This window comes from Cellulomonas sp. RIT-PI-Y (assembly GCF_025642745.1).
In the GTDB taxonomy this organism is placed as follows: Bacteria; Actinomycetota; Actinomycetes; order Actinomycetales; family Cellulomonadaceae; genus Cellulomonas.
The window spans coordinates 46,049-63,535 of the sequence record NZ_JANZKP010000009.1; the positions used below are offsets into that span (position 1 = coordinate 46,049).

Annotated in this window: 17 protein-coding genes; 7 read left to right on the forward strand and 10 right to left on the reverse strand. The window is 71.5% G+C overall.

Annotated elements, in window-relative coordinates; genetic code table 11:
- Positions 1-7 precede the first annotated feature (7 nt).
- Positions 8-1,210 carry a quinolinate synthase NadA gene (gene nadA, locus OGL89_RS05060; RefSeq protein WP_263118806.1) on the reverse strand — a complete coding sequence of 401 codons (1,203 nt, stop codon included), beginning with the start codon at positions 1,208-1,210 and terminating at the stop codon, positions 8-10.
- A 75-nt stretch (positions 1,211-1,285) separates the two neighbouring features.
- Between nadA and OGL89_RS05065 the strand changes: the two genes are divergently transcribed.
- Together OGL89_RS05065 and erpA are read left to right on the forward strand one after the other, a co-directional pair.
- Positions 1,286-2,581 (forward strand): glycerate kinase, encoded by a 1,296-nt coding sequence (locus OGL89_RS05065; RefSeq protein WP_263118807.1) that lies wholly within the window; start codon positions 1,286-1,288, stop codon positions 2,579-2,581.
- A gap of 173 nt (positions 2,582-2,754) precedes the next feature.
- Positions 2,755-3,105: an iron-sulfur cluster insertion protein ErpA gene (gene erpA / locus OGL89_RS05070; RefSeq protein WP_263118808.1), complete on the forward strand. Its 351-nt coding sequence runs from the start codon at positions 2,755-2,757 to the stop codon at positions 3,103-3,105.
- Positions 3,106-3,159: 54 nt separating this feature from the next.
- Here the strand turns inward: erpA and OGL89_RS05075 are convergent, their stop codons facing one another.
- The gene (locus OGL89_RS05075) at positions 3,160-4,284 is read right to left on the reverse strand and encodes an aminotransferase class V-fold PLP-dependent enzyme (protein ID WP_263118809.1); all 1,125 of its coding nucleotides are present in this window, start codon (positions 4,282-4,284) and stop codon (positions 3,160-3,162) included.
- Between the two features lie 276 nt (positions 4,285-4,560).
- On the opposite strand from OGL89_RS05075, the gene coxB reads away from it, so the two are divergent.
- The 3 genes from coxB to OGL89_RS05090 all read left to right on the forward strand — a co-directional run bounded on the left by coxB (position 4,561) and on the right by OGL89_RS05090 (position 7,717).
- Positions 4,561-5,436, forward strand: coding sequence for a cytochrome c oxidase subunit II (gene coxB, locus OGL89_RS05080; protein WP_263118810.1), 876 nt, complete (start codon positions 4,561-4,563; stop codon positions 5,434-5,436).
- The gene (gene ctaD, locus OGL89_RS05085) at positions 5,436-7,253 is read left to right on the forward strand and encodes a cytochrome c oxidase subunit I (RefSeq protein ID WP_263118812.1); all 1,818 of its coding nucleotides are present in this window, start codon (positions 5,436-5,438) and stop codon (positions 7,251-7,253) included. Before coxB ends, ctaD begins: the two co-directional genes overlap by 1 nt.
- A 65-nt stretch (positions 7,254-7,318) precedes the next feature.
- Positions 7,319-7,717: a cytochrome c oxidase subunit 4 gene (locus tag OGL89_RS05090; protein ID WP_263118842.1), complete on the forward strand. Its 399-nt coding sequence runs from the start codon at positions 7,319-7,321 to the stop codon at positions 7,715-7,717.
- A 26-nt stretch (positions 7,718-7,743) separates the two neighbouring features.
- Here the strand turns inward: OGL89_RS05090 and OGL89_RS05095 are convergent, their stop codons facing one another.
- From OGL89_RS05095 to OGL89_RS05120, 6 genes are all read right to left on the reverse strand, one after another.
- Positions 7,744-8,394 carry a hypothetical protein gene (locus tag OGL89_RS05095; protein ID WP_263118813.1) on the reverse strand — a complete coding sequence of 217 codons (651 nt, stop codon included), beginning with the start codon at positions 8,392-8,394 and terminating at the stop codon, positions 7,744-7,746.
- Positions 8,395-8,602: 208 nt separating this feature from the next.
- Complete coding sequence (locus OGL89_RS05100) at positions 8,603-9,232, reverse strand: superoxide dismutase (protein WP_263118814.1); 630 nt, start codon at positions 9,230-9,232, stop codon at positions 8,603-8,605.
- A 194-nt stretch (positions 9,233-9,426) separates the two neighbouring features.
- Positions 9,427-11,142, reverse strand: coding sequence for a ubiquinol-cytochrome c reductase cytochrome b subunit (locus tag OGL89_RS05105; protein WP_263118815.1), 1,716 nt, complete (start codon positions 11,140-11,142; stop codon positions 9,427-9,429).
- Between the two features lie 52 nt (positions 11,143-11,194).
- Positions 11,195-12,208, reverse strand: a complete 1,014-nt coding sequence (locus OGL89_RS05110; protein ID WP_263118816.1) for a Rieske 2Fe-2S domain-containing protein — start codon at positions 12,206-12,208, stop codon at positions 11,195-11,197.
- Entirely contained in the window at positions 12,205-12,990 is a 786-nt protein-coding gene (locus tag OGL89_RS05115; protein WP_263118817.1) for a c-type cytochrome, read from the reverse strand. Before OGL89_RS05115 ends, OGL89_RS05110 begins: the two co-directional genes overlap by 4 nt.
- Positions 12,991-13,047: 57 nt before the next feature.
- Entirely contained in the window at positions 13,048-13,647 is a 600-nt protein-coding gene (locus OGL89_RS05120; protein WP_263118818.1) for a heme-copper oxidase subunit III, read from the reverse strand.
- 226 nt (positions 13,648-13,873) lie between these two features.
- Between OGL89_RS05120 and OGL89_RS05125 the strand changes: the two genes are divergently transcribed.
- Positions 13,874-14,302 carry a hypothetical protein gene (locus OGL89_RS05125; protein WP_263118819.1) on the forward strand — a complete coding sequence of 143 codons (429 nt, stop codon included), beginning with the start codon at positions 13,874-13,876 and terminating at the stop codon, positions 14,300-14,302.
- Entirely contained in the window at positions 14,299-15,333 is a 1,035-nt protein-coding gene (gene trpD, locus OGL89_RS05130) for an anthranilate phosphoribosyltransferase (RefSeq protein WP_263118820.1), read from the forward strand. The genes OGL89_RS05125 and trpD overlap by 4 nt, the downstream gene beginning before the upstream one ends.
- Positions 15,334-15,389: 56 nt before the next feature.
- On the opposite strand, the gene OGL89_RS05135 is transcribed toward trpD, so the two are convergent.
- Entirely contained in the window at positions 15,390-15,671 is a 282-nt protein-coding gene (locus OGL89_RS05135) for an Lrp/AsnC ligand binding domain-containing protein (RefSeq protein WP_263118821.1), read from the reverse strand.
- A 7-nt stretch (positions 15,672-15,678) separates the two neighbouring features.
- Entirely contained in the window at positions 15,679-17,454 is a 1,776-nt protein-coding gene (locus tag OGL89_RS05140) for a DEDD exonuclease domain-containing protein (protein WP_263118822.1), read from the reverse strand.
- Between the last annotated feature and the right edge of the window lie 33 nt (positions 17,455-17,487).

The following is a 17,487-nucleotide window of genomic DNA, read 5'->3' on the forward strand; positions in this document are numbered from 1 at the left end:
CAGTCGATCAGAGTCCCGGTAGTGCCAGCATCTGGTCCAGGGCCACCCGGGCCCAGTGCGCGTCGTCGGCGTCGACCACGATCCGGTTGACCGTGCGGCCGTCGGCCAGGGACTCCATCGCCCAGACCAGGTGCGGCAGGTCGATCCGGTTCATGGTCGAGCAGAAGCACACCGTGTCGTCCAGGTAGCTGATCCGCTTGTCCGGGTGGGCGGCGGCCAGCCGGCGGACCAGGTTCAGCTCGGTGCCGATCGCCCACGCGGAGCCCGGCTCGGCGGCGTCCAGGGCCTTGATGATGAACTCGGTGGAGCCGACCATGTCCGCGCCGGTGACGACCTCGTGCTTGCACTCCGGGTGCACGAGGACCGTGACGTCGGGAACGGCGGCGCGCGCGTCGACCAGGTTCTGCGCGGAGAACCGGCCGTGCACCGAGCAGTGCCCGCGCCACAGGATCATCCGGGCGTCGCGCAGCTGCTGGACGGTCAGGCCGCCGTGCGGCTTGCGCGGGTCGAAGACGACGCACTGGTCGAGCGGGATGCCGAGCTGCAGCACCGCGGTGTTCCGGCCCAGGTGCTGGTCCGGCATGAACAGGACCTTGCCGGTGCCGTCGACGCCGCCCACCCGGTCGAAGGCCCAGCGCAGCGCGACCTGGGCGTTGGACGAGGTGCAGACGGTGCCGCCGTGCCGACCGGTGAAGGCCTTGATCGCGGCGGTGGAGTTCATGTAGGTGACCGGGACGGTGTCCTCGGCGATCCCGGCCTCGACCAGCACGTCCCAGGCGTCCTCGACCTGGTCGATCGCGGCCATGTCGGCCATCGAGCACCCGGCGGCCAGGTCCGGCAGCACGACCTGCTGCGCATCGGAGGTCAGGATGTCCGCGGACTCGGCCATGAAGTGCACGCCGCAGAACAGGATGAACTCGGCCTCCGGCCGGGCGGCGGCCTCGCGGGCGAGCTTGAAGGAGTCGCCGGTGACGTCAGCGAAGTCGATGACCTCGTCGCGCTGGTAGTGGTGTCCCAGCACGAACGCGCGTTCCCCGAGGGCGGCGCGCGCCGCGCGGGCGCGTTCGACCAGGTCCGGGTCGCTGGCGGCGGGCAGGGCGCCGGAGCACTCCACGCCCCGCTCGGAGGCCAGGTCGGTGCCCTGGCCGAGCAGGAGCAGCGCGGAGGAACGCGGCTCGGTGAAGGTCGGTGGCTGGGTGAGCAGGGTCACCGCCCGATCATCGCACAGCGCCCGGGTCGGGCGATCCGGCCAGGGGTCCCGGGTGACACGTGCCACGATCAGCGGGTGCATGTCCTGGTGAGCCCCGGCCGATTCGACCGCCCGACGACCCCCGCGCCCGGTGCGTCGGCCGACTCCGGCTGGGCCGCGCTCGGCGCACCCGAGGTGGCGCGGGCGATCGCCGACGGCTGGCGCGACGCCCGTCCCGCCGACCGGGTGGAGCTGCTGCCGCTGAACGACGGCGGACCGGGGCTGATCGACGTGCTGCGCGCCGCGCGGGGCGGGGAGCTGGCAGCGGTCACGGTGCCGGACGCGGGCGGTGTGCCGGTGCCGAGCGCCGTGCTGGTGCTGACCGAGGACTCCGGGTCACGCACGGCGTACGTCGACGGATCGGTGGCGTTGAGCGGTTCCGCGCCGGTGGACCGCTCGTCGTCTGCCGGTCTGGGCGAGCTGGTCCGCGCCGCGGTGGACACCGGGGCGGAGCGGGTGGTGGTCGGGACCGGTCCGCGCCGGGTGACCGCGCACGACGGCGGCTGGGGTCTGCTGCGCGCGCTGATCGGGGCGGGGGACCTGCCGGAGCGGGGTCTGGGTGCGCCGCTGCCGTCGATGGCCGACCGGATCGCGGCCTTGCAGGAGGAACTGCGCGGCCGGGACCTGGTGCTGCTGGGCACACACGACCTCGCGTTGCTGGGCCTGAACGGTGCGAGCGCCGCCCTGGTCGACGCCGGGCGGGCGACCGCGGAGGAGTCCCAGGCGGTGGAGCGCCGGATGGCGGACCTGGTCGCGACCCTGACCGCGGCGGCCGGGGCGGGCCGGGTCGACCTGTTGGCGACCACGCACGCCCACGGTCACGGCCGCGACGACGGGCACGCCCACCGGCCGGACAGCGTCGCGCAGGTCGGAGCGGGGGCCGCCCTCGGTCGCCCGGCCGCCGCCGCGTCGAGGACCACCACCCGGCCCGCGGTGGCACCCGGCTCCGGGGCGGGGGGCGGGGCGGCGTTCGTGCTCGGCCTGCTCGGCGCCCGGCGGGTCGACGGCGCCGCGTGGGTCGCGGACGCGGTGCGGTTGGCCGACCGGGTCGAGTCGGCCGACCTGGTCGTCACCGGCGCCGGGGTGCTGGACGCCGCAGCGCTGGAGGAGGGCGTCGTCCCGGCGGTCAGCGGGGCGGCACTGCCGCTGGGCGTCCCGCTGATCGCCCTGGCGGCGCAGGTGCGGACCGGGCGCCGGGACTGGGGGGCGGCGGGGGTCGCCGGAGCGTTCGGGGTGATCGAGCAGCCCGGCCAGCTCGCGGACTGGCAAGCAGGCCCGGCGGCGGCGTTGCGGGCCCGGATACCGCGGATCGCCCGCACCTGGTCGCGCTGACCGTCCGGTGTCCGGGCCGGGTCCTCGCCGCGGGTCCCGGTGAGCCGGGCCGAACTCGGTCGTACAGTGGGGAACAGATCACGCGGGTGCCCTGTTGACCCGGTGTGACCGTGACGGCACCGGGTCGATCTGCGCCCCGGGGACCGCTGACCGGACCAGACACGGGAGAGACGATGAGCGAGACCACCGAGACCGCGACGCACGGCGTTCAGCTGACCGATGTCGCCGCGGGGAAGGTGCGCAGCCTGCTGGAGCAGGAGGGCCGCGACGACCTGCGGCTGCGCATCGCGGTGCAGCCGGGTGGCTGCTCCGGCCTGATCTACCAGCTGTACTTCGACGAGCGGGTGCTCGACGGCGACGCGCTGCGGGACTTCGACGGGGTCGAGGTCGTCGTGGACCGGATGAGCGTGCCCTACCTGGAGGGCGCGACCATCGACTTCGCCGACACGATCGAGAAGCAGGGCTTCACGATCGACAACCCGAACGCGGGCTCGTCCTGCGCCTGCGGCGGCTCGTTCAGCTGATCGACCTCTCGGAGCCCCGGACCGTCCCCTGCGCGGCCCGGGGCTTCGTGCCGTCTAGAGGCCCGCGTCCCGGCGGAGGTCCGCGACGATGCCGGGCAGTTCGTCGCAGAACCGCTCGATCTGGGCCGGATCGACGTCCGGCGGCAGGCTGAGCCGGACGTTGCCCTGGGTGAGCGACCCCATCGCCGCCAGCACGTGGCTGGGCTGCTCGGTGGCCGAGGTGCAGGCCGACCCGGAGGCGACGGCGAATCCGGCGCGGTCCAGTGCGGTCACCACGGCCTCGCCGTCGACGTAGAGGCAGGAGAACGTCAGCACGTGCGGCAACCGGGCGTCCGGTTCGCCGGGACCGGAGACCATGGTCATCGGCACCTCGGCGGCCACCCGGTCGCGCAGCCGGGCGACCGGGGCCGGGTCGGGGGTACGACGGCTGGCGAGCTGGAGCGCGACTGCGGCGGCCAGCGCGGCCGGGACCGCGACGCCGCCGGGGAACCAGCGCTCGGTGTCCTCGGTGGGGCCGACAGGGGAGCGGCGGACCCCGGTGCGGGTGACCAGCACCGCCACGCCGGGCACCGCGCCGACGTCCGCCGGGTCGAGGGTCAGCAGGTCCCATTCGGGGCCGACGGGCACGTGCCCGAAGGAACTGCCGGCGTCGACCAGGAGCGGGACGCCGGCCGAGCGGGCGGACGCCCAGGCGTCGACGACCGGCTGCCGGGTGCCGACCTCGCCGTTGGCGTGCTGCACGGCCGCCAGCGCGACGTCCCCGGCGGTGACCAGGGTGTCGAAGGCGTCCACGTCCAGTCGGCCCTCCCGGTCGACCGGCGCGGTCCGGCGTTCCCCGGCGAAGTCCGCGGCCTCCAGCACGGCCATCCGCTCCACCGCAGACGTGACGATCCCGGCGCCGACCCGTCGTCGGCCCTGGGCGACGGTGCGGACGGCGGCGTGCAGGGCGGCGGTGTGCGACGGAGCCAGGGCGACCTCCTCGGTGCGCGCACCGACCAGCGCGGCGATCGCCTCCCGCGCGCCGTCCAGCAGAGCGCGGGCACGACGACCCTCGGTGTGCAGCCGTCGGGGGTCCGCCCAGCCCTCGTCCAAGGCGGCCAGATAGGCGTCGCGGACCGCGGGTGGCACCGGGGCGTGCCCGGCGGTGTCGAGCAGGACGCGGGTCGGGGTGGTGGGCACGGTCCGAACGCTAGTCGCCGTCCCGGACGGACCGGGTCCCGGCGCTGGTCGCCGTATGCGTGTCGTGCACATGGCGTGTCGGGGGAGTGCGCGCGTGATTCAGATGACACTTCGTCAGTTCCTCGGCTCGAAACGCTCGCATCGGGTCACGACGAGCCGTTTCCCGCGCTACGCTGCACGGGATCGAGAGGACAAAGGTCCTAGGAAGATCCCTGACCGACGTCTGGCGCGGCGATGCGCACCGCCGGGTGGGGATCCGAGAGTGGAAGGCCCCCGGTGCGCTCGCAGACCCCCCGCCGCCGCAGCAGGTGGAACCGACTGGCCGTCGCGGGAGCCGCGGCGGCCGTCGTGCTCGCCCTCGCCGGATGCTCGCCGGAGGTCAGCCGCGGCTGGCTGCCCGGCGACTCCGAGAACGAGGTCACCAACCAGACCGGCCGGATCATGAACCTGTGGGTCGGCTCCTGGGTGGCGGCGCTGATCGTCGGCGTCCTCGTCTGGGGCCTGATCATCTGGTGCGTCGCCGTCTACCGGAAGCGCAAGGAGGACGACCAGCTCCCCGTGCAGCTCCGGTACCACGTGCCGCTGGAGATCATGTACGTGATCCTGCCGATCATCATGGTGGGGGTGCTCTTCTACTACACCGCCCGCGACATGACCGAGATCCAGGACACCACCGCGGAGCCCGACCTCACCGTCCAGGTGATCGGCAAGCAGTGGAGCTGGGACTTCAACTACGTCGACGACGACGTGTACGACACCGGCGAGCACGCCCAGAACGTGGGCGAGACCGGGGTCCTGGCCGACCAGCCGACGCTGTACCTGCCGGTGGGCCAGCGGGTCGAGTTCGTACTCGACTCCCGCGACGTCATCCACTCGTTCTGGGTGCCCGCGTTCCTGTACAAGCAGGACATGATCCCGGGCCGCACCAACACGTTCCAGGTGGTGCCGCAGGTCGAAGGCGAGTACGTCGGCAAGTGCGCCGAGCTCTGCGGCGAGGAGCACTCGTCGATGCTGTTCAACGTGAAGGTCGTCTCCGTCGAGGAGTACGAGCAGCACGTCGAGGACCTGCGTGACGCCGGTCAGGACGGGCAGATCGGCCTGGAGTACAGCCGGCTCCAGGACGCCCGCGTCGCCGGTGAGGGAGAGAACTGATGGCCACCGCCGAGCACATCGAGACCATTCCGGGTCTCGCCCCGCGCAAGCAGACCTGGGGTCGGACCGTGGTCAAGTGGATCACCTCCACCGACCACAAGACGATCGGGTACATGTACCTGATCACGGCGTTCATCTGGTTCTGCCTCGGCGGGATCATGGCGCTGCTGATCCGCGCCGAGCTGTTCGAACCCGGCATCCAGATCGTGCAGAGCAAGGAGCAGTACAACCAGCTCTTCACGATGCACGGCACGATCATGCTGCTGCTGTTCGCGACACCGCTGTTCAGCGCGTTCGCGAACATCATCATGCCGCTGCAGATCGGCGCTCCGGACGTCGCCTTCCCCCGGCTGAACGCGTTCAGCTTCTGGCTGTACCTGTTCGGCGGCCTGATCGCCGCGGCAGGATTCCTCACCCCGCAGGGCGCCGCGTCCTTCGGATGGTTCGCCTACGCGCCGCTGTCCAACAGCGTCTACTCACCGGGCGCCGGCGGTGACCTGTGGGTGTTCGGTCTGGCGTTGACCGGCTTCGGCACGATCCTGGGTGCAGTCAACTTCATCACCACCATCGTGACGATGCGCGCGCCGGGCATGACCATGTTCCGGATGCCGATCTTCACCTGGAACACCCTGATCACCAGCCTGCTGGTGCTGATGGCGTTCCCGCCGCTGGCCGCCGCGCTGTTCGCGCTGGGCGCCGATCGGCGACTGGGTGCCCAGGTCTTCAACCCGGAGAACGGCGGTGCCATCCTCTGGCAGCACCTGTTCTGGTTCTTCGGTCACCCCGAGGTGTACATCATCGCGCTGCCGTTCTTCGGCATCGCGAGCGAGATCCTGCCGGTCTTCAGCCGCAAGCCGATCTTCGGCTACAAGGGCATCGTCTACGCGACCATCGCGATCGCCGCTCTGTCCGTGACCGTGTGGGCGCACCACATGTACGTCACCGGTGCGGTGCTGCTGCCGTTCTTCGCACTCATGACCATGCTGATCGCGGTGCCGACCGGGGTGAAGTTCTTCAACTGGATCGGCACGATGTGGCGAGGGAAACTCACCTTCGAGACGCCGATGCTCTGGACGATCGGCTTCCTCACCACCTTCCTCTTCGGTGGTCTGACCGGCGTGATCCTGTCCAGCCCCGCCCTGGACTTCCAGGTCTCCGACACGTACTTCGTGGTGGCGCACTTCCACTACGTGGTGTTCGGCACCGTGGTGTTCATGATGTTCGGCGGCATGTACTTCTGGTGGCCGAAGTTCACCGGCAAGATGCTGGACGAGCGCCTGGGCAAGCTGCACTTCTGGCTGCTGTTCATCGGCTTCCACATGACGTTCCTGATCCAGCACTGGCTCGGCGTCATCGGGATGCCCCGTCGGTACGCGGACTACTCGCCGGAGGACGGCTTCACCTGGATGAACCAGGTGTCGACCGTGGGATCGATGATCCTGGCGATCTCCACGCTGCCGTTCTTCTGGAACGTCTACAAGACCTGGCGCAGCGCCCCCAGGGTCACCGTCGACGACCCGTGGGGCTACGGCGCCTCGCTCGAGTGGGCGACGTCCTGCCCGCCGCCGCGGCACAACTTCATCACCCTGCCGCGGATCCGGTCCGAGCGTCCGGCCTTCGACCTGCACCACCCCGAGGTCGCCGCGATGGACCACGTCGAGCCGTCGCCCGGGATCCTGGACTGGGAGTCCGAGCGCACCGGCGAGCAGGGCGTGGCCCGCGACCGGGTCGAGTCCGGCGGCGGTGAGCCGGAGCAGTCCAGCGCCACCATCGTCGACGACCGTCCGCGCACCGACAACGAGGAGGGCCAGCGATGAGCTCCCTGCGCGAGCCCGGCGGCCGGCCGTCCGAGCACGGCGCATCCACCCAGAAGCCGCACTCGATGAAGGTCGAGCCCTGGCTGTTCCTGGGCGGCGTGCTATTCTTCATCCCGATCGGCCTGGTCTACGCCTGGTGGTCCGGCGGAGAGCCGGTCGGCACCGTGGGCATCCCGCTGGTCGGCGGTCTGGTCGGCATGATCGGCGGTTATCTGCTGCTGGTCTCCCGTCGGATCGACGCCCGTCCCGAGGACGACCCCGAGGCACTGATCGCCGAGGGCGCCGGTGATCAGGGCGTGTTCAGCCCGTGGTCCTGGTGGCCGATCACGATTGCCGCGGCCGGCGCCCTGGTGTTCACCGGGATGGCCATCGGCTGGTGGATCGCGTACATCGGTGTCGCGCTGGGCGTCATCGGCCTGGTCGGCTGGGTGTTCGAGTTCTCCCGCGGCCAGCACGCGCACTGAGCCCGCGTTCCTGAGGGGCGTCTCCGCTACGGTGGGGGCGCCCCTCGGTCGTGCCGCAGGGGGTACCAGCGGCGGTCGCGCAGCGGTGAGCCGGGTCCGGTGGGCAGCCACGCACCGTCGATGACCGGGACGCCGTCCACCGCCCACACCGAGAAGTGCGCGAGCGGGGCCGGCCAGGGATGGTCCGGCGCGGGATGCGGGACCACGTTGCGGACGTGGCCGACCGGGCGCGGGTCGGGTCGTGAGGTGCCGAGTACTTCCTGCGCGAGCCCGAGGATCGTGCTCGCGCCGTCCGGGTCGCCGGACGGCACCGTCCTGGTGGGCAGGTCCAGGTCGACGCGGCCGTCCGCGCACGGCACGCAGGAGACCTCGCCACGGCGCCGGAGCAGGAGCCGGACCAGACCCGCCGGTCGCGGGGCGCGTGCGTCCGACCAGACCTCCGCGCGGGAGCCCGGCGGGAGCCACGCGGGATCGTCCGTGGCGTCCAGCAGTCGGCCCTCCGGGGGAGCACCGCTGAGCTGGCGGTGATCGCCGTGGACGCCGGCGCGGCACGACTCCTGCTCGGCCACGGTCACCGCCCTGGTCGGTTGCAGCGCCTCGGCCAGTTCACCCCACGCGCCCCCCACACCGCCGCCGCTCGGACGGCCCCAGAACCACCTGCGCCACTGTCGTCCCATCGCGCCACCCTGCCATGACCCTGATGCCGAGATCGGCAGTCCACACCTCCGCCGGGGCGGCGAACTGCCGACCCCGGCGCGAACTGCCGACCTGGGCGCGAACTGCCGACCCCGGCACGGACTGCCGACCCCGGCGCGGTCGCCCGGACATGCCGAGGGCCGGGCACCCCGTGGGGGAGTGCCCGGCCCTCGGCCGTGGGTCAGCGCGTCAGAGCGACGGGACGATCAGCCCGGCGGTCTGGGTGCGGGCACGCTCGAAGCGCGCACCGGCGTCGGCCCAGTTGATGATGTTCCACCACGCCTTGACGTAGTCGGCCTTCACGTTCACGTAGTCCAGGTAGAAGGCGTGCTCCCACATGTCCAGGACGACGATCGGCACCAGGCCGAGGGCGAGGTTGCCCTGCTGGTCGTAGAGCTGCACGATGACGAGCTTCTCGCCGATGGAGTCCCAGGCCAGGATGGACCAGCCGGAGCCCTGGATCGCGGTGGCGTTGGCGGTGAAGTGCGCCTGGAACTTGTCGAAGGAGCCGAAGAACTCGTCGACGGCCGCGGCGAGCTCACCGGTCGGCTTGTCGCCGCCGTCCGGGGAGAGGTTGGCCCAGAACACCGAGTGGTTGACGTGACCACCCAGGTTGAAGGCGAGGTTCTTCTCCAGGCCCGCGACGGCGCCGAAGTCACCGGACTCGCGGGCGGCGGCGAGCTTCTCCAACGCGGTGTTGGCACCGGCCACGTAGGTGGCGTGGTGCTTGTCGTGGTGGAGCTCCATGATGCGGCCGGAGATGTGCGGCTCCAGCGCCGCGTAGTCGTAGGGCAGGTCCGGCAGGGTGTACTCGGCCATCAGTACCTCTCGGTGCATCGGGGGTGGGCCCCAACTGGGGTCCCTCTGTCGTATCACGGTCGGCGGTCGCCCGCACCAGGGTGGAACGACCGACGCCCGCGGCGATCCCGGCGGCTGACCGGGACCGACGCGGACGTCGGGTCGTATGCCATCCAGTGGGTCCAACGTCCCACATGGATGAATGATTCCGCACGTCAGGGGCGTGTGGTGTCCTCGTCGTCGACCAGGTGCGTGCCGCCGCCGGCCGTGGAACCGGTGAGCTGGGCGTGCTCGTCCGCCGCGGGGAGGGCGTCGTGCCCACCGTGCGACTGGGCAGCCGCCAGCTCGGCCGGGGTGACCGGCTCGATCCGGTCCTCGTAGAACATCCGGGACACCCGCTGGCGGAGCCTGTCCTTTCGGTAGCCCGGCCGGCGCACGCCGCGGGAGTCCTCGGCGGGCTCGATCTCGATCGGGCGGCGCGGCTCGTGGCCGACCCGCAGCCAGCGCTCGTGCTCGTCCAGCGGCTTGTGCACCTCGATGTACTCACCGGAGGCGAACCGCACGATCCGGCCGGTCTCGTGGCCGTGCAGGACCAGCTCGCGGTCCTTGCGCTGCAACGACAGGCAGATCCGCTTGGTGATCCAGAACGCGAACCACGGGCCGAGGAAGATCAGCGCCCGGAAGGTCCAGGTGATGTCGTTGATCGACAGGTGGAAGTGGGTCGCGATCAGGTCGTTGGACCCGGCCAGGATCAGGATGAAGAACGCGGTCAGCAGGGCCACGCCGAAGGCGGTCCGGAACGGCGCGTTGCGCGGGCGGTCCAGCACGTGGTGCTCACGGGTGTCGCCGGTGGCGAACGCCTCGATGAACGGCCAGAGCGCCAGTGCGGTGAACAGCAGACCGGGGACCACGACCGCCGGGACCAGCACGTTCAGCGACAGGGTGTACTGACCCAGGACCACCTCGGTCTGTCCTGGCATCAGGCGTAGCCCGCCTTCCAGGAACAGCATGTACCAGTCCGGTTGGGCGCCCGCGGACACGATGGACGGGTCGAAGGGACCGTAGTTCCACACCGGGTTGATCGTCATCGTGCCGGCCAGCAGCGCGATCACGGCGAACACCACGAAGAAGAAGCCGCCGGCCTTGGCCACGTACACCGGGAACAGCGGGTAGCCGACCACGTTCTTGTCCGACCGGCCCGAACCCGGGTACTGGGTGTGCTTGTGCAGCACCACGAACAGCAGGTGCAGACCGATCATCGCCAGGATCAGACCCGGGATGAGCAGGATGTGCACCGTGAACAGCCGGGGGATCAGGGCGGTGCCCGGGAACTCCCCGCCGAACAGGAAGAACGAGATGTACGAGCCCAGGATCGGGATCGAGCGGGCCACGCCGTCCGCGATGCGCAGGCCGTTGCCGGAGAGCACGTCGTCGGGGAGCGAGTAACCGGAGAACCCGGCCAGCAGGCCCAGGATCATCAGCGTGAAGCCGACCACCCAGTTGATCTCACGGGGCTTGCGGAACGCGCCGGTGAAGAACACCCGCATCATGTGCGTGACGATCGACGCCATGAAGATCAGGGCGGCCCAGTGGTGGATCTGCCGCATCAGCAGACCGCCGCGCACCTCGAAGGACAGGTGCAGGGTCGAGGCGAAGGCCTCGGACATCTGCACGCCCTGCATGGCCTCCCACGGTCCCTCGTAGTGGACCTCGGTCATGCTCGGGACGAAGAACATCGTCAGGAACGTGCCCGAGATCAGCAGCACCACGAAGGAGTAGAGCGCGATCTCGCCGAGCAGGAAGGACCAGTGGTCCGGGAAGATCTTGCGGGCGAACTCCTTGACCGCGCCGCCGATGCCGGTGCGCTGGTCGAGGTAGTCCGCGGCCTTGCCCGCCGGGGTGGTGGGGCTGGTGGAGGTGGAGGTGCTCATCTCGGGGCCCCCGCGAGGTCGTGAGCGGAGCGAACGAGGTTGTGGGGTGAGTTCATGTCAGCCGCTCCCAGAAGCTCGGGCCGATCGGTTCGTTGAAGCCGTCCTGAGCGACCAGGTAACCCTCGTCGTCGACGGTGATCGGCAGCTGGGGCAGCGGACGCTTGGCCGGGCCGAAGACCACCTTGGCGCCGTCGGCGGCGTCGAAGGTCGACTGGTGGCACGGGCAGAGGATGTGGTGCGTCTGCTGCTCGTAGAGGGCCACCGGGCAGCCCACGTGCGTGCAGATCTTGGAGAACGCGACGATGCCGTCGTAGCTCCAGCCGTCACCCTGCTCGGAGCGGATGTCCCGGGGGTCCATCCGGATCATCAGCACGACGGCCTTGGCCTTCTCGTTCAGCGGGTGCTCGGCCTCCTCGATGCCCTCGGGCATGACGTGGAACACCGAGCCGATGGTGACGTCGGCCGCCTTGATCGGACGCCCCGTGGGGTCGAGCGCCAGCCGGGTGCCGCGCTTCCACAGCGTGTGCTTGGAGCGGGAGACGTCCCAGTCGCCACCGATGTTGCCGACCAGCGGCACCGCGATCGCGAGCGGGAACAGGGCGAGCGAGGACACCATGGCGCCCTTGAGCACGCCACGGCGGCCGATCGCGGAGTCCTTGATGCCGTCGTTCAGCTTGGCGACGGCGACCTCACGGGTGGCGTCGTCCGAGCGGATCGGGTGGCGCTCCTCGGCGACCTCGTGGTCGTTCATCAGCGACTTGGCCCAGTGCACGGCGGCCAGGCCGATGCCGGCCAGCGCGACGAACATCGCGAGGCCGAGCAGCAGGTTGGACATCCGGATCCCGGCGACCGTGCCGTCCGGCGGGACGATCGCGTAGGCGACCAGGAACGCCAGGGTGCCCAGCACCGACAGGCCGAACAGGACGACGACCTGGCGCTCGGCCCGCTTGTTGGCCTTCGGGTCGGTGTCGCCCATCCGCTCGTGGTGCTCGTGCAGGCCCGGGTCCTCGAACCGGTCGGGCAGCTCGCCGTTCACCGGCGTCAGGTCAGTGGAGTGGTTGCTCACGACGACTTCGCTCCGATCCAGACCGCGGCACCGATCAGCAGGCCCAGTCCGGCGACCCAGGCCCACAGGCCCTCGGACACCGGGCCGAGCGACCCGAGGGTCAGGCCACCGGCCGACCCCTCACGCTGCTGCTCGAGGTAGGCGATGACGTCCCGCTTCTCGTCCGGGGTGATGTTGGCGTCGTTGAACACCGGCATCGACTGCGGACCGGTCAGCATGGCCTCGTAGATGTGCTCCGGGGAGGTCTCCATCAGCGAGGGCGCGTACTTGCCCTGCGACAGCGCGCCACCGGCGCCCACGGCGTTGTGGCACATGGCGCAGTTGGTGCGGAAGATCGCGCCGCCGTTGGCGGCGTCGCCCTTGCTGGCGTCGACCTGGTCCGCGGTGGGGATCGACGGGCCGGCGCCGAGCGAGGCCACGTAGGCGGCCAGCTGGGAGATCTGCTCCTGGTCGAACTGGGCCGGGGCGGCCTGGATCTGCGCACCGTTCATCTTGGCGGGCATCCGGCCGGTGCCGACCTGGAAGTCGACGGCCGCGGCGCCGACACCGATCAGCGACGGTCCGCTGGCCGTGCCGTCGGCGGAGGCGCCGTGGCAGGTGGCGCAGTTGGCCTGGAACAGCTTCTCTCCGGCGTCGATGTCGCTCTGGCTGGTCGTCGCGGACGCCGCATCGGCGCTGGACGGGGCAGCGATCGCGTACACCGCTCCGGTGAGCAGCAGCGCCAGCAGGAGCAGCACGACCGGGGCTGACCGGTGGTGCCTGCGGGCGGCGAGTGCCTTCACGGGGTTAGTCCTTGGATCTCGGTAGGGCTGGGGGGCTCTGATGGTGGTCGGCGCCGACTACTTGATCAGGTAGATGGTCGCGAACAGCGCGACCCACACGATGTCGACGAAGTGCCAGTAGTACGACACGACGATGGCGGTGGTCGCCTCGTGGTGACCGAAGCGCTTGGCCGAGAACGAGCGGCCGAGCAGGAACAGGAAGGCGATCAGACCGCCGATCACGTGCAGACCGTGGAAGCCGGTGGTCAGGAAGAACACCGAGCCGTACGGGCTGGAGGAGATGGTCAGGCCCTCGTGCACCAGCTCGGCGTACTCGAAGATCTGACCGCCGATGAACACCGCGCCCATGATGTAGGTGAGGGTCATCCACTCGTTCATGCCCCAGCCCTTGAGGTTCAGCAGGCTGCCGGAGCGGCGGGGCTGGAACCGCTCGGCCGCCCAGACACCCATCTGGCAGGTGACCGAGCTGAGGATCAGCACCGTGGTGTTCGCGACCGCGAACGGGATGTTGAGCAGGGGCGTCTGCGCGGCCCACTCGTCGGGGACGGTGGAGCGGAGCGTGAAGTACATCGCGAACAGGCCGGCGAAGAACATCAGCTCGGACGCCAGCCACACGATGGTCCCCACCGACACGGGATTGGGTCGGTTGACGCTCACGTGCGGAGCGGACTGAGGCGCGGCCGTTGCGGTTGTCACGTGGGTCAGTATGCCGAAGATCGGCCGTTCATGGGTCACAAGTCCCAGGCCGTCGCGGAGTTTTCTGTCACATCGTCATTTCGCGCGGCGTGTCGCGAGCGTGTGCGGCCGGTCCGAGGACCGCGTCCGTCCGACGTGCCAAGATGCACTAGCGCACCCCTTCGCAGTGCCCCTAGTGAGGATCATCATGGCTGCTTCGCACCCGACCGACGACGCCGCGACCACCACCGGTCCGCGGATCCTGCTGTACAGCGACGACCTGGACACCCGTGCCCAGGTGCGGCTCGGTGTCGGCAAGCGGCTGGGGCGCGGTGCGCCGGACATCCGATGGACCGAGGCCGCCTCCCCGGCGGCGGCGCTGACCGAGGCCGAGGCCGGCGGCTACGACCTGTTCGTCTTCGACGGCGAGGCCGCCAAGGTCGGCGGGATGTCGCTGGCGCGCCAGGTCAAGGACGAGCTCTACAACTGCCCGCCGGTGCTGGTGCTGACCGGCCGCCCGCAGGACGCCTGGCTGGCCGCCTGGTCGGACGCCGACGCCGTGGTCTCCCAGCCGCTCGACCCGATCGAGCTGCAGAGCACCGTCGCGGGCCTGCTGGCCCGTACCCCGGCACGATGACCTGGTCGGATCTGCTCACCGCCCTGATCCGGGGCGAGGACCTCACCACCGAGCAGACCTCCTGGGCGATGGACCAGATCATGTCCGGGGAGGCCTCCCCGGTCCGGGTCGCCGGCTTCCTGGTCGCGCTGCGAGCCAAGGGGGAGACGGTCGAGGAGCTGACCGCGCTGGCGGACACCATGCTGGACCACGCGGTGCGGTTCACCGTGCCGGGTCGCTCGGTGGACATCGTGGGCACCGGCGGCGACCGGGCGCACACCGTGAACGTGTCGACCATGGCCTCGCTGGTGATCGCCGGGACCGGTGTCCGGGTGGTCAAGCACGGCAACCGGGCCGCGTCCTCGTCCTCCGGCTCGGCGGACGTGCTCGAAGCGCTCGGGCTGCGGCTGGACCACACCCCGGAGCGGGTGGCGGAGATCGTCGAGCAGGCCGGGATCACGTTCTGCTTCGCCGGGACCTTCCACTCCTCGATGCGGCACGCCGCCGTGGCCCGCCGGGACCTGGGCGTGGCGACGGCGTTCAACTTCCTCGGTCCGCTGACCAACCCGGCCCAGCCGGCGGCGGCGGCGATCGGCTGCGCCGACCCGCGGATGGCCGGTCTGATGGCCGGGGTGCTCGCCTCCCGCGGCACCGATGCGCTGGTGTTCCGGAACGACGACGGGCTGGACGAGCTGTCCCCGACCTCGACCGCCCGGATCTGGCGGGTGGCGGACGGTGCCGTCACCGAGCACACGCTCGACCCGGTGGCCGAGCTGGGACTGACCCCGGTGACGATCGCCGATCTGCGCGGCGCGGACGCCCGGTACAACGCGGGCGTGGCCCGGGACATCCTGGGCGGCGCACCGCACCCGGCGCGGGAGACCGTGCTGCTGAACGCGGCCGCGGCCCTGGTCGCCGAGGGGTCGCTGCCCGGTACCGGTGCAGGGTCGCTGGTCGACCGGTTGCGCGCCGGACTGGGTCACGCGCGTGAGTCCGTGGACTCCGGCGCGGCCACCCGGGTGCTGGACCGCTGGCGGGCCGCCGCGGCCTGAGTCCCTTGACGACGAGGCCCCCGGCGGACCGATCCGCCGGGGGCCTCGTCGTGGGGTCAGTCCTCGATGCCGAGGGCGAAGGCCGACTCCAGGTCGTGCTGGGAATAGGTCCGGAACGCGATGTAGGTCTGGGTGCGCAGCACGCCCTCGACCTTGCTCAACCGGTCGGCGATGACGTCGGCGAGCTCCTCGTGCTCGCGGACCCGGACCATGGCGACCAGGTCGACCTCGCCGGTGACCGAGTAGACCTCGCTCACCCCCGGCTGGTCGGCGATCGCCTGGGCGACCTCGGGGATGCGGGACGGTTCGGTGTCGATCAGCACGATGGCGGTGAGCATGCGCCCATCATGCCGCGCCGACGACGTCGGTGCCGGGGACCCGCACGACGGGCTCCGCCCGGGGGTCCGGCAGCGGCGCGATGCCCGCGATCGCCGCCGCGGGATCCGCCCAGGCGGCCGCCGATCGCACCGGCAGCGCCCACGGTTCGCTCAGCGACACCAGCCGCACCCCGGGGGAGCCGAGCCAGCCGAGGATCAGGTCCGCCTCCTCCGGGTGCCCGGCCGGGGCGGGCGCGATCGGCGGCGGCACGTGCTCCGCGGTGGCCCGCAGCGATGCGATCGCCGGGGCGGGGTCGGTGCGCGGCGGGACCAGGGCGGTGGTGGCCAGTCGGCCGTGCCGGACCAGGACCAGCTCCCAGCCGCCCTCGTCGGTACGCCGGGCCGCGCAGAGCTCGGCGATCCGGGCCAGGGGCGCCAGTCGTTGCACCCGCGCGGCACCGCGCAGGTACGCGGACAGCCGGTCCCGGACCGTGGCGGCCTCCTCGTAGCGTTCCCGGTCGATCAGCGCGGCGATCCGTTGCGCGTGCTCGACCACCACCCGGCTCGGGTCGCCGGTCATCGCGGCGCGCAGGTCCTCGACCTCGGTCGCGTAACCCGGCGCCGACGCGGTCCGGACGCAGGGTGCCGAGCAGCGGCCGATCTCCGCCAGGTGGCAGGCGGCGGCCCCGGCCCGGGGGATCGCGGGCAGCTTCCCGGCGCACCGGCGCACCGCGAACGTGTCCTGGAGCGCCTCCACCGCCGACTGGGCCGCGGCCCGGGAGGCGAACGGCCCCAGATGGGTCGCGCCCTCGACCACCTCCCGCACCACCGACAACCGGGGGAAGGGCTCGACGGTCAGCCGCACCCACGGCATCCGCTCCGGCATCCGGGACCGGCGGTTGTAGCGCGGGTTGTGCTGGGCGATCAGCCGCAGCTCGCGGACCTGGGCCTCCAGCCGGGTGGCGCACACCACCGGCGTGACGCCGAGCGCGATCCGGACCATCTCCCGCATCCGTCCGCGCTTCTCCGCGGCGGTGAAGTAGCTGCGCACCCGCTTGCGCAGGCTGGTCGAGGTGCCGACGTACAGCACCTCGTCCTTCGGCCCGCGGAACAGGTACACCCCCGGGGCGTCCGGCAGCCCGTCGGCCAGGGTCCGCTTGCGCCGCACGTCGGCGGGCACCGGGTCGGCGGCGGTGGCCAGGTCCTCCAGGTGGGTGATCCCGAGCGGGCCCAGCCGGCCGAGCAGCGCGTGCAGCACGTCCACCGTCGCCCGGGCGTCGGCCAGCGCGCGGTGCTCCGGCGTTGTCGTGGCGTGGAACAGCCCGGCCAGCGTGGAGAGCTTGTGGTTCGGCGCCTCGTCCCGGGTGACCACCCGCCGGGCCAGCTTCACGGTGTCCACCACCGGGAAGCCCGGCCAGGCGTGCCCGGTCTGCGCGGCGGCGGCCTTGAGGAACCCGACGTCGAAGGGGGCGTTGTGCGCGACCAGCACCGACCCGCGGGCGAACTCCAGGAAGGAGGGCAGCACCTCCTCGATCCTCGGTGCGCCGATCACCATCGCGGTGGTGATGCCGGTCAGCACCTGGATCTGCGCCGGGATCGGGCCACCGGGGTCGACCAGGGTCTGGAACTCGCCGAGCACCTCGCCGCCACGCACCTTCACCGCGCCGAACTCGGTGATCGCCGCGCCGGCGGTCAGGCCGCCGGTGGTCTCCAGGTCGACGACGACGAAGGTGACCTGCTGCAGCGGGGTGCCGATGTCCTCCAGGGTCACCTGCACCGGGGTCGGCGCGGCGGGGTGGGTCATGGCGGGGACGGTAGCCGCGGGGTCCGACACACC